The sequence below is a fragment of the Variovorax sp. V35 genome (genome assembly GCF_041154465.1).
GTDB classification, from domain to species: domain Bacteria; phylum Pseudomonadota; class Gammaproteobacteria; order Burkholderiales; family Burkholderiaceae_C; genus Variovorax; species Variovorax boronicumulans.
Map to the genome: position 1 here is coordinate 2,094,547 of NZ_AP028666.1, position 12,983 is coordinate 2,107,529.

Here is a 12,983-nt window from a genome sequence, read left to right on the forward strand (position 1 = left end):
CGCCGGCAAGCTTTGTGAACTCAGGTTAATCTACGGCCCCGGCGGCGCTTGGCCGCCGTTGTCGCATGCGCACCCCCACGGGGTGCCGCGCCGCGCGCCCGATTTCCCGTTTCGTTTTCACCATCCAGTCCTCGAAGGAAAGAGTTCGCCATGACCGCCACCTACACCGACACCCGCCTGCTGATCGACGGCCAATGGGTCGACGCCGCCGACGGCAAGACGCTCGACGTGCTGAACCCCGCCACCGGCAAGGCCATCGGCAAGGTGGCGCACGCCAGCATCGTCGACCTCGACCGTGCCCTGGCCGCCGCCCAGCGCGGCTTCGAAGCCTGGCGCGACACGCCCGCCAACGAGCGCGCCGCCGTGATGCGCCGCGCCGCCGGCCTGATCCGCGAACGCGCCCTGGACATCGCCAAGCTGCTGACGCAGGAACAAGGCAAGCCGCTGGGCGAGGCCAAGGTCGAAATGATGGCCGCCGCCGACATCATCGAGTGGTTCGCCGACGAAGGCCGCCGCGTGTACGGCCGCATCGTGCCCTCGCGCAACCTGGCCGCGCAGCAGCTGGTCATCAAGGAGCCGGTCGGCCCCGTCGCGGCCTTCACGCCGTGGAACTTCCCCGTCAACCAGATCGTGCGCAAGCTCGGCGCCGCGCTGGCCACGGGCTGCTCCTTCCTGGTGAAGGCGCCCGAGGAAACCCCGGCCTCGCCGGCCGCACTGCTGAAGGCCTTTGTCGATGCCGGCATTCCGGGCGGCGTCGTGGGCCTCGTGTTCGGCAACCCGGGCGAGATCTCTAGCTACCTGATTGCGCACCCGATCATCCGCAAGGTCACGTTCACCGGCTCGACCCCGGTCGGCAAGCAGCTGGCCGCACTGGCCGGCTCGCACATGAAGCGCGTCACGATGGAACTGGGCGGCCACGCCCCGGTGATCGTGGCCGAAGACGCCGACGTGGCGCTGGCCGTCAAGGCCGCCGGTGCTGCCAAGTTCCGCAACGCGGGCCAGGTCTGCATCTCGCCGACCCGCTTCCTGGTGCACAACAGCCTGCGCCATGAGTTCGCGAGCCTGCTGGTCAAGCACGCCGAAGGCCTCAAGCTTGGCGACGGCCTGGTCGAAGGCACCAACCTCGGCCCGCTGGCCAACGCCCGCCGCCTCACGGCCATGGCCCACGTGCTGGAAGACGCGCGCAAGAAGGGCGCCACCATCGCCACCGGCGGCGAACGCGTCGGCGACACCGGCAACTTCTTCGCGCCCACCGTCATCACCGACGTGCCGCTGGACGCCGACGTGTTCAACAACGAGCCCTTCGGCCCCATCGCCGCCATCCGCGGCTTCGACACGCTCGAGGAAGCCATCACCGAAGCCAACCGCCTGCCGTTCGGCCTGGCCGGTTATGCCTTCACCAAGTCGATCAAGAGCGCGCACCTGCTGAGCCAGAAGCTCGAGCTGGGCATGCTGTGGATCAACCAGCCCGCCACGCCCTCGCCGGAAATGCCGTTCGGCGGCGTGAAGGATTCGGGCTACGGTTCGGAAGGTGGCCCGGAGGCAATCGAGGCCTACCTGAACACCAAGGCGGTGTCGATCCTCGGCGTCTAATCTTCGGCGGAGGCGTTCCAGAACGCCTGCTGGACGCCTTCCAGCGTTTCCAGCTCCGCGATCACCTGGTCGAGCTCCTCGGGCTCGACCGCGGTGGCATACAGCGTTGCCGCAATCTCCGTGTCGGCCTGCCCGAAGGCGTGCTGGTCGATGTCGCGCACCGGGTAGTTCGCGGCTTCCAGCTGCACCAGCAGCTGGTCCATCACCTCGGGCCGCGCCGCGCGTGAGCAGATCACGCGCACCGTGTAGGTGGCCTCGCTCGATTCCTCGTGCACCGGGCGGCGGTTGATGCGGTTCACCACCGGCCGCAGCAGCGTGTTGCTCGCCAGCACGAAGAGCGCAGCAATCAACGCTTCGCCCAGCAGGTCGGCGCCCGCGCAGGCGCCCACCGCGGCCGATCCCCACAGCGTGGCGGCCGTGTTCAGGCCGGTGATGTTGGCGCCTTCCTTCATGATCGCGCCGGCGCCGAGAAAGCCGATGCCCGAGACCACGTAGGCGACCACGCGCACCGCGCCGTCGGGGCCGCCCAGGCGGGCCGCCATGTCGACGAACACGGCCGCGCCCACGGCCACCAGCGTGTTGGTGCGCAGCCCCGCGGTGCGCTGGCGCACCTGGCGCTCGAAGCCGATCAGCGAGCCCAGCAGAAAGGCCGCGCCCACGCTGACCAGCGTGTCCAGCAGCGAAGGCAGGTTGATGTGGCGAATGGCTTCCATGCGTGATCCTCCTGATCCTCTGTGTGCGAAGCAGGGTAGCGGCCTTGTGTGACAGCCGCGACCCTGCGTTCGCCGGGTGGTTCTTGTCTTACTGCCAGCCGTACTTGCGCGCGTACCAGCCCTTCACGGCCTGCGTCAGCGTCGCGTAGCCGACGAGCATCAGCACCAGCCACGGGAAGTACGCGAGCGGCAGCGCCTGCAGCTTGAAGTAGTGCGCCAGCGGCCCCATCGGCAGCCAGATGCCCACGGCCGCAATCGCCGCGCCCATGGCCAGCAGCGGCCAGGCCGCGCGGCTTTGCAGGAACGGAATCTTGCGGGTGCGGATCAGGTGCACGATCAGCGTCTGCGACAGCAGGCCCTCGATGAACCAGCCCGACTGGAACAGCGTCTGGTGCTCCACCGAGTTGGCTGCGAACACGAACCACATCACGGTGTAGGTCAGGATGTCGAACACCGAGCTCAGCGGCCCGAAGAACACCATGAAGCGGCCCAGGTCGGCCGAGTTCCAGCGCTGCGGCGTCTTCAAAAATTCCTCGTCCACGTTGTCGAACGGGATCGCGATCTGCGACACGTCGTACAGCAGGTTCTGCACCAGCAGGTGCAGCGGCAGCATCGGCAAGAAGGGCAGGAAGGCACTGGCCACCAGCACCGAGAACACGTTGCCGAAGTTCGAGCTGGCCGTGATCTTGATGTACTTGAGCATGTTGGCGAAGGTGCGGCGGCCTTCGACCACGCCTTGCTCCAGCACCATGAGGCTCTTTTCGAGCAGGATGATGTCGGCCGACTCCTTGGCCACGTCCACCGCGCCGTCCACCGAGATGCCGATGTCGGCGGCGCGCAGCGCGGGCGCGTCGTTGATGCCGTCGCCCATGAAACCGACCACGTGGCCGTTGGCATGCAGCGCTTGCACGATGCGCTCCTTGTGAGCGGGCGTGAGCTTGGCGAACACCTGGCGCATTTCCACCACCTGCCGCAGCTCGGCCTCGTTCATGCGCTCGACTTCGTGGCCCAGCACCATGCGTCCGGCGTCGATGCCGACATCGGCGCAGACCTTGCGCGTGACCAGCTCGTTGTCGCCGGTCAGCACCTTCACCGCCACGCCGTGTGCGGCCAGCGCCTGCAGCGCGGGCGCGGTCGATTCCTTCGGCGGATCGAGAAAGGCCACGTAGCCCAGCAGCGTGAGCCCGGCTTCGTCGGCCACGCCGTAGGCCGGCTTGCGCGCGTCGGCGTGCAGCGTGCGGCTGGCCACGGCCACCACGCGCAGGCCCTGGGCATTGAGCTCCGAGGCCACGCGGTGGATGCGCGCCATCACGTCGGTGTCGAGCGCGAGCACCTCGGCGCCGCGTTCGACCGAGGTGCACACCGACAGGATCTCTTCGAGCGCACCCTTGCAGATCAGCAGGTGCTCGTCCTCGCCGTGCGCCACCACCACCGACATGCGGCGGCGCGAGAAGTCGAAGGGCACTTCGTCGACCTTGCGCCAGCTTGTCTGCAGCTGCGCATCGAGCTGCACCTCGGCGTGGCTGAGCACGGCCTTGTCGAGCAGGTTCTTCAGCCCCGTCTGGTGAAAGCTGTTGAGGTAGGCCTGCTGCAGCACGTGGTCGGAGTCTTCGCCCCAGGCGTTGGTGTGGCGTTCGAGCACGATGCGGTCCTGCGTGAGCGTGCCGGTCTTGTCGGTGCACAGCACGTCCATCGCGCCGAAGTTGTGGATGGCTTCGAGCCGCTTCACGATCACCTTGCGGCGCGACATCACGACGGCGCCCTTGGCCAGCGTGGCCGTCACGATCATCGGCAGCATCTCGGGCGTGAGGCCGACCGCGATCGAGAGCGCGAACAGCGCCGCCTCCCACCAGTCGCCCTTGGTCACGCCGTTGATCACCAGCACCAGCGGCGCCATCACCAGCATGAAGCGGATCAGCAGCCAGCTCACGCGGTTGATGCCGGCCTGGAAGGCGGTGGTGCCGCGGTCGGTGGCGCTCACGCGCTGGGCCAGCGCGCCGAAGAAGGTGCGCTCGCCCGTGTGCACGATCACCGCGGTGGCGGTGCCGCTGATCACGTTCGTGCCCATGAACAGCAGGTTGTCGCGTTCGAGCACGCCGGCCTGGTGGTCGGCGGCGGTGGCGGCGAACTTCTCCACCGGCATCGATTCGCCGGTGAGCGCCGACTGGCTGATGAACAGGTCTTTGGCCGAGAGCAGGCGCGCGTCGGCCGGGATCATGTCGCCGGCCGACAGCGCGATCACGTCGCCGGGCACGAGGTCGCGCATCGGCACTTCGATGCGTTGCGTGCCGGCGTGCGCGAGGTCGAAGCCGTCGTCACCCGCGCGGCCAGCCTTCTCGCCGGGCGCGGGGCGCAGCACCGTCGAGGTGTTGCTGACCATCGCCTTGAGCCGGTCGGCCGCCTTGTTGGAACGCGACTCCTGCAGGAAGCGCAGCACGGTCGACAGCAGCACCATGCTGCCGATCACCACCGTGGCCTTCGTGTCCTCGGTGATGTAGGAGACCAGCGCGAGCACCGTCAGCAGCAGGTTGAAGGGGTTGCGGTAGCACTGCCACAGGTGGTTCCACCACGGCAGCGGCTGCTCGTGGCGCACCTCGTTGCTGCCCAGCCGCTTGCGCAGCGCGAGCGCGTGCGCTTCGGTGAGGCCTTGCGACGAGCTGTTCATGCGCACCAGCACCTCGCCCGCGTCGGTGTGCGAGGCGGCGGCCAGCGCCTTGGCGATCTCGGGTGGCATCGCGGCCGAGCCGAGGCTGCTGGGCTTGGCGCTCAGCAGCGTCTGCCAGCGCTCGAAGTGATGCAGCATGTGGCGGCTGCGCAGGAAGCTTTCGAAAAAGGACTTCAGGACGTTCTTCATTGTTCTTCTCCTGTGTGAGGGCGCTCAGCGAGCGAACGCCCAGGTGAGGCCCAGCGTCCAGCCGCGCGGGCCGTCGTGGCGCAGGTCGCGGGCGTGGCTGAGGTCGACGTTCAGGGACGGCGTGGCCGTCCAGCGCAGGCCGGCGCGCCAGGCGTTGCGCCCGCCTTCGCGGAAGCGCTCGGCCACGAGCGACAGCGCGGGCAGGGCGGCCCATTCGAGCGCCGCGCCCGCGTGGCTGGTGCTCGGCTGCGCGCGATGGAAGTCGCGGCCCAGGTTCAGGTGGGCGCGCCAGGCGTCGTCGAACTGCCAGGTGACGGGGATCACGACGCTGCTGTCGGCCAGGCGCAGCGAGGCATGGCCGGCGTCGCTGCGTTGCCAGGTGGCCGAGGCCAGCACGCCGGTGCTCAGCGTGTCGGTGAGCGCGAAGGCCCACTTGATCTGCGGGCCGGCGCGCAGCGTGCGGCCGTCGGCACCGCGCTCGCGTTCGAGGTTCAGGCCCAGCTCGACGGGGCCGACACGGCAGGCCGGACCGAGGTGCACGAGGCGCTGGCCGCCCCAGGTCTCGATCTGGCACTGGCCCGGATCGAGGATGGCGGCGTCGTCCACCGAATGATGGCCGCCGGCGGCGTGGGTCTGCGTGGCGGCCAGGCCGCAGAGGGTGGCGAGCCAGGCGCGGCTTGGCGCGGGGCGGCGGGGGGCAAAGGGGCGGGCGGTGGAACGGGCGGTCGTGGCCGTCCGCACGACACGCCGCAGGCGTTCGCGGGTCATGGGTGTTTCTCCTTCGGGTGCGACGCGCCGCGAAGGAAGGAAACGCCCGTGACGACTTGCTTACTTACTCAGCAGTCAGCCGGCGGGGCTCCTCCGCAGCGCGGCAGGCTGCGAGGTGAATGGGGGATCGATCGGGCAGTGAAGGCGGCGCACAGCGGCGCAAGCAAGGGTCCGGGTCCATGAGGGCCTCCTGTTCTGTGGGGTGGCAGGGGCGGGCTTCAGCGGCGCGTGGTGCCGTGGCCGGGTGGGTCGAGCAGCAGGAAGAAGCTGCGGATGCGGCGCGTGGTCCACAGCGCGGCGGCGCGGTCCAGGGCCTGCTCGTCGTCGACGTGCGGGGCCGGGTTCACACGCACAGGCGCACCGGCGTGCGCCGACGGGCGACCGTGCGACGGTTGCACCTGCGGATGCAACGGACGAATTTGAAACTGGCGCATGACAAGGCTCCTTCACGCTGAAGGGCCTCGCGCACGGACGCACGCAAGCTGACTGACAAAGTCAGCGACGAAGAACAACGGGAATCGGTAGGGGGAGCCGCTTGCCCGTGGGGCAAGGGGTTCGCGCTGCGGACACGGCGGCCGCAAGCGCGGGAGCTGCCTGCGCTAGAGGGCCGGGGGTGTCACGCCTGCCGAGGCACGCGTCTTGTCACTGATCCAACTGGCACTGTCCACGCACGGGGCTCCGAAATGATGATTTTCGGATTGTTGCACCGCATCATTGGCAGCGTCAACCCTTGGCATGCAGCAACAGGCTGCGTCGGGGCTGCGTGGCGCGGAGCCGGGCCTCGTTCGCGCTGCGTTCGATAGGGGCCGGAAACCAGCGGAAGATGTTCGAGTCGCTGCGCCAGCCGTTGCTGAAGCGCACGAACAGGAAGCCCGAGATGGCATTGCCCAGGTCGTCCACCGGAATGCCCGCGGCGCGCAGGGCCTCGACCTCTTGCGCGGCGCTCATGTCGAAGGGGAGTTTCAGCGTGATGCTCGCGCTGTGAAGACTGGGTCGGGGCATCGTGACCTCCTTTGCACTGACCATGGGCCGTAGTGAAGCGCAAGGAGTTGTGTCAGGCGATACCGAAGATATGGGAGCTGTCCATTGGAGAGGGAGGGTGCGATTCGCCCTCGCTCCCTCGTGGCATCCCCAGACCGGGGGATGCCAGGGGGAGGGTGGCCTATGCCGAATGCCTGCCCTCTGTGCCTATAGTCGGCGCGCATGAAACCAAGCACCCCCGCCATCCTGTTCGTTTGCACAGGGAACATCTGCCGTTCGCCGACCGCGCACGCATTGCTGCTTCACAAGGCGCAGCGCGCGGGCTTCGCGGTGGAGGTCGACAGCGCCGCCATCTCCGACGAGGAGCGCGGCAATCCGCCCGACCCGCGCTCGGTGGCCGAGGCGCTGCGGCGCGGCATCGCGATGCCCGCGCACCGCGCACGCCAGGTGCGCGCGGCCGACTTCGAACGCTTCGACTGGCTCATCGGCATGACCCAGCAGCACTGCGCCGCATTGCGCCGGCGCGCGCCCGCCGATGCGGCGCGCAAGGTGCGCCTGCTCTCGGAGTTTGCGCAGGCCATCGGCGGCGACGTGCCCGACCCGTGGTACGGCGGCCACCAGGCCTTCATCGAGGCCTTCGACCTGATCGACCTCGGCGTGGAAGGCCTGCTCGCGCAGCTGCGTCGCGACGCGGCCTGAGTGGGCAGAGCTCGTGGCTCAGCCCGTGCAGAGCGCGCGGATCGTCGGCGGAATCGGCACCGCGCGGATGCCGCCGCCTTCGCGCTTCGCCGCAAAGATTCGCACCTCTTCGCATTCGAGGATCAGGTCGTCGCCGCGCGTCACGCGGTAGGTCTGCACGAAGCTCTTGTCGCGCCATTCGGTGATGCGCACCGCGATCTGCAGCGTGTCGCCGTAGCTGGCCGCCTTGACGAAGCGCGTGTGCGTGTCGACCAGCGGCGTGCCGATCACGCCGAGCGTCTGGGCCGTTTCCTCCCAGCGCGGCACGCCGCACTCGGCGAAGAAGTGGCGCGAGGCCGCGTCGATCCAGCGGAAGAAGTTGGGAAACCAGACGATGCCGGCCGGGTCGCAATCGCCGAACTCGACGCGTGCGGTGTAGACGACTTCCTTGCCGGAAGCGTCGTGGAGAGAGGGAGTGCTGCTCATCCGTCGATTGTCCCGGCTGCTCAGTCCGCCTTGATGCCGCGCTCGCGGATCAGCGCGCCGAAGCGTTGCGAATCGGCCGCCGCGCGGCGCTGGAAGTCGGCCGGCGTGCCCGGTGCCGGCTCGCCGCCGATGGCCGCGATGCGCTCCTTCACTGCCGGCAGCGCGAGCGCGCGGTTGACCTGTGTGTTGAGCTGCGCCACCACCTCGGGCGGCGTGCCGGCCGGTGCGTAGAAGCCGAACACCGTGTCGGCGTCGAAGCCGCGCAGGCCGGCCTCGTCGAGCGTGGGCACGTCGGGGAACTGCGAGGAGCGGTGCGGGCTGCCCACGGCCAGCAGCTTGAGCTTGCCGGCGCGCACCTGGTTCAGGGCAATGCCGGGGTCGAAGGCGTAGTCGATCTGGCCGGCCAGCAGGTCCTGCAAGGCGGGTGCCGCGCCGCGGTACGGCACGTGCAGCGCGAACAGGCCGGCCTGGCTCTTGAACATCTCGCCCGCCAGGTGCGGCGAGCTGCCGTTGCCCGGCGAGCCGTACGACAGCTTGCCGGGGTTGGCCTTGAGGTAGGCCATGAACGACTTCACGTCGGTCGGCGGCAGGGAAGGGCGCGTGACCAGGAACACCAGCACGCGCGCGGCCGCGGCCACGGGCACCAGGTCCTTGGCGGGGTCGAAGCTCATGCGCGCGTACAGGTGCGGGTTCACTGACACCATGCCGCCCGAGCTCATGAGCAGCGTGTAGCCGTCGGCCGCCGCGCGCGCCACGGCCTCGCCGCCGACGTTGCCGTTGGCACCGCCGCGGTTCTCGATCACCACGGGCTGCTTCAGCGCCTCCTGCAGCGGCTGCGAAACGGCGCGCGCGAGCTGGTCGGCCGCGCCGCCGGCCGGGAAGTTGACGATCACCTTGATGGGCTTGGAGGGCCAGGTGTCGGCGTGCACGGCGGGCGCGCACAGGGCGGTGCTGGCCAGGGCGAGCGCCAGCAGCAGGCGGCGCGATGAAGCGGGGGTGGATGGGTTCATGGTTCTTTGTCTCCTCAGATCGTGGTCGTTGTCTTGGGCCGCTTCATCCAGCGGATGGGTTGCGCCTGCACCGGGCGCGGCGCGGCGCCGTGGCGCGTGAGCGCGGCGTCCAGCGCCTTGCCGCCTTCGTCCGCGAGCGCGGCCTCGCGGGCCGCGGCGATCGCCTCGGCGCGCGCCGCGGGCTGCAGCGTGGCGCGGCCCGCGAGCTCGTCGATCACGTGCAACAGGTTGTGCTTGCCGCGCTCGTTGGTGCTGCCGTAGCCCTTGATGAGCCGGCCGCACAGCGCCAGCTCGCGGCCCAGCGCCCAGTGCGCGCGCGTGCCGGTCTCGACGGCGGCCAGCCAGCGCTCGATCAGCGCCTGCTCTTCGGCAAAGCGGCTGCCGCGCCGGCGCAGCCAGGTGAGCGAGGCCAGCAGCCGCAGCGAGGCCATGCCCAGCACCGAGTGGCTGCCCACCTGCAGCGGCAGCGCCCAGGGTGCAAGCCCGCGCGACTGGCGGGCGCGGTCCCAGGCGGTCACGCGGCGCGCGAGCGACGGCGGCAGCAGCGCCGCGAACTCGGGCGCGCCGGGCTTGAAGTGGTCGAAGACCTTCACGAGGTCGTCGTCGCCCGCGCGCACTTCCTGGCGCACGCGCTGCGCGCGGCTGGCGCGGCCCTTCAGCGCGGCCACGCGCACGATGTCGTCGAAGGCCATCCACAGCGCCAGCCAGCGCGCCATCTCGCGTGTGACCGCGAAGCCCTGCGCGCCCGACGGGTCGGCGGCGCGCTCGGCCTCGAGCACCCGCGCGAGGCGCTCGGCGTACAGCGCGGCGTAGGTGTTGTCCTGGTAGTCGCGCACCCGCGCATGCCCGAGCGCGAGCATGTCGTGCACGGCCGGCGGAAAGCGGCGCGCCACGTCGTCGGGCAGGGCCTGCGGCGGCGGGGGCGCGTCGCGCGTGTCGTCGCCGGCCAGCACGCCCTGCACGAAGGCGGCCTGGGCGCGCGGCGCGCGCACGGCCTCGAAGGCGGCGGCAAAGCCGCGCAGGCTGGCGGCGGCCATCTTGCCGAGCTTGTCGGGCGCGGCTTCGTCGCCGCCGCGCACCGCGCGTTCGTAGGCCTCGCGCGGGAACGGGAACAGGCCGCTGCCCGCGATCGCGCCCAGCATCACGGCGCTGACCACCGTGCCGGCCTCGCGCGCCATGGCGCCCATGTCGAGCACGTGGTGCTCGCGGCTGAAAGCCTTGACCACGTCCAGCAGGCGCTGCGCGTCGGCGCGGCCGTCGCCGGGCACCATGCGCTCGGCCGTGGTGAGCACGCGCGCCGACGAGCTGATGACCAGCGTGCGCAGCGGCGCGCTCATGCCGTTGCCGATCTGGCGCGTGGTCTCCAGCAGTTCCGACGAGACGATCGCGTCGAGCGCGCCCGGCACCGGGCCCAGGCTGAACACCGGGCGCCGGCCGCCCAGCTGCGCCATCGGCACCGGGAACACTTCGAGGTAGTAGGTGGTGGCACCGGTGCGTTGCGCCACGCCGGGGATCGACGTGCTCTGCGCCGCGTAGCCCGCATGCCGCGCGGCGTCAACCAGCCATTCGGTGAGCACGCCGCCGCCTTCGCCGCCGAGGGCGCACACGAGCAGGGTGGTGGGACGGTTCTGTTCCATGTCTCTGTTCTTTCTTCTCATGCCGGGCGCAGGGCGCCGACGATCGCGCTGCGCAGGCCGTGCAGCAGGCGTTCGTGCCATTTCGGGTTCTGCACCACCTCGGCGCGGTAGAAGCTCGGGCACAGCGTGGCCGCATGCGCGTTGGCGCCGCACAGGCCGCAGCCCACGCAGCCGTCGATGACGACGGCCACCGGGTCGACCTTCAGCGGATCGGGGTTGTCCTTGAGCGTGAGCGTGGGGCAGCCCGACAGGCGGATGCAGGCGTGGTCGCCGTTGCACACGTCCTCGTCGACGCCGTACTTCACGCGCACCACGCGCTTGCCTTTTTTCAGCAGGCCGGCGATCCACGGCTTGATGCGGCGTTGGCGCTCCAGCTGGCACTCGCCCTCGGCGATCACCACCTTCAGGCCGTTGAAGTCGCTCGTGAGCGCCTCGGTGAGCGTCTTGCGCATGCGCTCCACGTCGTAGGTGGTGACGGTGCGCATCCACTGTACGCCCAGGCCCTTCAGCGTGGCCTCGATGGTCTGGTTCTTGTCGACCAGGCTCTGCTGCTTGTCGACGGCGCGCTCCTTGATCTCGTCGTCGGGCGTGGAGATGATGTCCTGCGTGCCGGTGGCCGAGGTGTAGCCGTTCTTGAAGATCAGCAGCACCGCGTCGTCGTCGTTGAACAGCGCGCTCTGCACGCCCGTGAGCAGGCCGTTGTGCCAGAAACCGCCGTCGCCCATGATCGACAGCGTGCGCCGGTTCATCATCGGCGCCACGCCCGCGCGGCTGGCCAGGCTCATGCCGTAGCCGAGGATCGAGTGGCCCATCGAGAACGGCTCGAAGGTGCCGAAGGCATGGCAGCCGATATCGGCCGCGATGTGCACCGGCCCGGTCTCCTGCTGCGCGAGCTTGAGGGCCGAGAACACCGGCCGCTCGGGGCAGCCGACGCAGAAGCTCGGCGGGCGGTTGGGCAGCGGTGCATCGAGCCGGCGCGCCACCGCCTCGCGGCGTTCGCGGTTGCCGGCCAGCCAGGCCTGCGCCGAGGCGGCGGCTTCGCTCGCGCCGAGGTAGCGCTCGGCAAAGGCCGCGAGGCCGCCCGACAGCACCTCCACGCCGTACTCGCCGGCCTGCGGCAGCAGGTCCTTGCCGTGCAGCGGCGTCTGGATGTCGCGCCGGCGCAGCAGCGTGGCGATGTCCTGCTCGATGTACTCGGGCTGGCCTTCCTCCACCACCAGCACCGCGCGCTTGCCGATGCAGAAGTCGGCCACCTGCTCGGGCACCAGCGGGTAGGTCACGTTGAGCACCAGGATCGGGATGTCGGTGTCGCCGAAGGCATCGGCCAGGCCCTGCTGCTGCAGGCTGCGGATGAGCGCGTTGTACAGCCCGCCCTGCACCACGATGCCCAGGTCGGGGTGGCGCCGGCCGGGCATCAGCTCGTTGAGGCCGTTCGCCACGATGTGGCGGCGCGCGGCCGGCATGCGCTCGTCGCCCTTGAGTTTTTCGTGGCGGAAGGTGACGGGCGGGTGCGCCAGCCGCATGTAGTCGAAGCCCGCGGGCTCGTCCATGAGCGCGCGCGTGGACACGGCGGGCGCGATGTTGTCCTTGCAGTCGAAGCTGCCGCGCACGTGGCAGGTGCGGATGCGCAGCTCCATCAGGCAGGGCATGTTCGAGGCCTCCGACAGCTGGAAGCCCTGCTCGACCATGCGCACCATCACGCCCAGGTCGGGCCGCGGGTCGAGCAGGCACATGCTCGACTTGAGCGCGTAGGCGTGCGTGCGCTCCTGGATCACGCTGGCGCCTTCGCCGTAGTCTTCGCCCACCACGATCAGCACGCCGCCGGTCACGCCGGGCGACGACAGGTTGGACAGCGCGTCGGCCGCCACGTTGGTGCCGACGATCGACTTCCAGGTCACGGCGCCGCGCAGCGGGTAGTGGATGGACGCGCCGAGCATCGCCGCCGCCGAGGCCTCGTTGGAGCAGGCCTCGACGTGCACGCCCAGCTCGTCCATGTAGGCCTTGCCCTGCACCATCACGTCCAGCAGGTGCGACACCGGCGCGCCCTGGTAGCCGCCGACGTAGGCCACGCCCGACTGCAGCAGGCCCTTGGTGATCGCGAGGATGCCCTCGCCGTGGAAAGTGTCGCCCGCGCCCAGGCGCAGCATTTCCACTTCCTTGCTGAATGAAACTTCCATCGTGTCTCGTGCTTCTTGTCGTGGGGAGAACGCGGGAGTGTGGGCGGGCCTGCGTCATACTTCAATGCAATGAGCCAGCTATCGAA

11 protein-coding genes are annotated in these 12,983 nt (G+C 69.9%); 2 read left to right on the forward strand and 9 right to left on the reverse strand.

What is annotated here, in order from left to right:
* Positions 1-150 precede the first annotated feature (150 nt).
* The gene (locus ACAM42_RS09670) at positions 151-1,593 is read left to right on the forward strand and encodes an NAD-dependent succinate-semialdehyde dehydrogenase (RefSeq protein WP_307584601.1); all 1,443 of its coding nucleotides are present in this window, start codon (positions 151-153) and stop codon (positions 1,591-1,593) included.
* On the opposite strand, the gene ACAM42_RS09675 is transcribed toward ACAM42_RS09670, so the two are convergent.
* The 5 genes from ACAM42_RS09675 to ACAM42_RS09695 all read right to left on the reverse strand — a co-directional run bounded on the left by ACAM42_RS09675 (position 1,590) and on the right by ACAM42_RS09695 (position 6,930).
* Positions 1,590-2,306 carry an MgtC/SapB family protein gene (locus ACAM42_RS09675; protein ID WP_062480849.1) on the reverse strand — a complete coding sequence of 239 codons (717 nt, stop codon included), beginning with the start codon at positions 2,304-2,306 and terminating at the stop codon, positions 1,590-1,592. The genes ACAM42_RS09670 and ACAM42_RS09675 overlap by 4 nt on opposite strands.
* A gap of 88 nt (positions 2,307-2,394) precedes the next feature.
* Entirely contained in the window at positions 2,395-5,160 is a 2,766-nt protein-coding gene (gene mgtA / locus ACAM42_RS09680) for a magnesium-translocating P-type ATPase (RefSeq protein ID WP_369631862.1), read from the reverse strand.
* 24 nt (positions 5,161-5,184) lie between these two features.
* Entirely contained in the window at positions 5,185-5,928 is a 744-nt protein-coding gene (locus ACAM42_RS09685) for a hypothetical protein (protein ID WP_369631863.1), read from the reverse strand.
* 218 nt (positions 5,929-6,146) lie between these two features.
* A complete protein-coding gene (locus tag ACAM42_RS09690) occupies positions 6,147-6,362 on the reverse strand; it encodes a hypothetical protein (RefSeq protein ID WP_095946751.1) in 216 nt (71 codons plus the stop codon).
* 289 nt (positions 6,363-6,651) lie between these two features.
* Positions 6,652-6,930 (reverse strand): hypothetical protein, encoded by a 279-nt coding sequence (locus ACAM42_RS09695; protein WP_369631864.1) that lies wholly within the window; start codon positions 6,928-6,930, stop codon positions 6,652-6,654.
* 201 nt (positions 6,931-7,131) lie between these two features.
* On the opposite strand from ACAM42_RS09695, the gene ACAM42_RS09700 reads away from it, so the two are divergent.
* Complete coding sequence (locus ACAM42_RS09700) at positions 7,132-7,608, forward strand: low molecular weight protein-tyrosine-phosphatase (protein WP_369631865.1); 477 nt, start codon at positions 7,132-7,134, stop codon at positions 7,606-7,608.
* Positions 7,609-7,626: 18 nt separating this feature from the next.
* Here ACAM42_RS09700 and ACAM42_RS09705 read toward each other — a convergent pair whose 3' ends face one another.
* Genes ACAM42_RS09705 through ACAM42_RS09720 form a run of 4 tightly spaced genes read right to left on the reverse strand, consistent with a single transcriptional unit; the run spans position 7,627 to position 12,897 of the window.
* The gene (locus ACAM42_RS09705) at positions 7,627-8,073 is read right to left on the reverse strand and encodes an acyl-CoA thioesterase (RefSeq protein WP_369631866.1); all 447 of its coding nucleotides are present in this window, start codon (positions 8,071-8,073) and stop codon (positions 7,627-7,629) included.
* Between the two features lie 20 nt (positions 8,074-8,093).
* Complete coding sequence (locus ACAM42_RS09710) at positions 8,094-9,083, reverse strand: Bug family tripartite tricarboxylate transporter substrate binding protein (protein ID WP_369631867.1); 990 nt, start codon at positions 9,081-9,083, stop codon at positions 8,094-8,096.
* 14 nt (positions 9,084-9,097) lie between these two features.
* Positions 9,098-10,720: an indolepyruvate oxidoreductase subunit beta family protein gene (locus tag ACAM42_RS09715; RefSeq protein ID WP_369631868.1), complete on the reverse strand. Its 1,623-nt coding sequence runs from the start codon at positions 10,718-10,720 to the stop codon at positions 9,098-9,100.
* Between the two features lie 17 nt (positions 10,721-10,737).
* Positions 10,738-12,897, reverse strand: coding sequence for a thiamine pyrophosphate-dependent enzyme (locus ACAM42_RS09720; RefSeq protein ID WP_369631869.1), 2,160 nt, complete (start codon positions 12,895-12,897; stop codon positions 10,738-10,740).
* Positions 12,898-12,983: the final 86 nt, after the last annotated feature.

Bases quoted from the DNA above. Each gene is read 5' to 3' on its own strand.
- ACAM42_RS09670 (WP_307584601.1), top strand. From the start codon at position 151: ATGACCGCCACCTACACCGACACCCGCCTGCTGATCGACGGCCAATGG.
- ACAM42_RS09675 (WP_062480849.1), bottom strand. From the start codon at position 2,306: ATGGAAGCCATTCGCCACATCAACCTGCCTTCGCTGCTGGACACGCTG.
- mgtA (WP_369631862.1), bottom strand. From the start codon at position 5,160: ATGAAGAACGTCCTGAAGTCCTTTTTCGAAAGCTTCCTGCGCAGCCGC.
- ACAM42_RS09685 (WP_369631863.1), bottom strand. From the start codon at position 5,928: ATGACCCGCGAACGCCTGCGGCGTGTCGTGCGGACGGCCACGACCGCC.
- ACAM42_RS09690 (WP_095946751.1), bottom strand. From the start codon at position 6,362: ATGCGCCAGTTTCAAATTCGTCCGTTGCATCCGCAGGTGCAACCGTCG.
- ACAM42_RS09695 (WP_369631864.1), bottom strand. From the start codon at position 6,930: ATGCCCCGACCCAGTCTTCACAGCGCGAGCATCACGCTGAAACTCCCC.
- ACAM42_RS09700 (WP_369631865.1), top strand. From the start codon at position 7,132: ATGAAACCAAGCACCCCCGCCATCCTGTTCGTTTGCACAGGGAACATC.
- ACAM42_RS09705 (WP_369631866.1), bottom strand. From the start codon at position 8,073: ATGAGCAGCACTCCCTCTCTCCACGACGCTTCCGGCAAGGAAGTCGTC.
- ACAM42_RS09710 (WP_369631867.1), bottom strand. From the start codon at position 9,083: ATGAACCCATCCACCCCCGCTTCATCGCGCCGCCTGCTGCTGGCGCTC.
- ACAM42_RS09715 (WP_369631868.1), bottom strand. From the start codon at position 10,720: ATGGAACAGAACCGTCCCACCACCCTGCTCGTGTGCGCCCTCGGCGGC.
- ACAM42_RS09720 (WP_369631869.1), bottom strand. From the start codon at position 12,897: ATGGAAGTTTCATTCAGCAAGGAAGTGGAAATGCTGCGCCTGGGCGCG.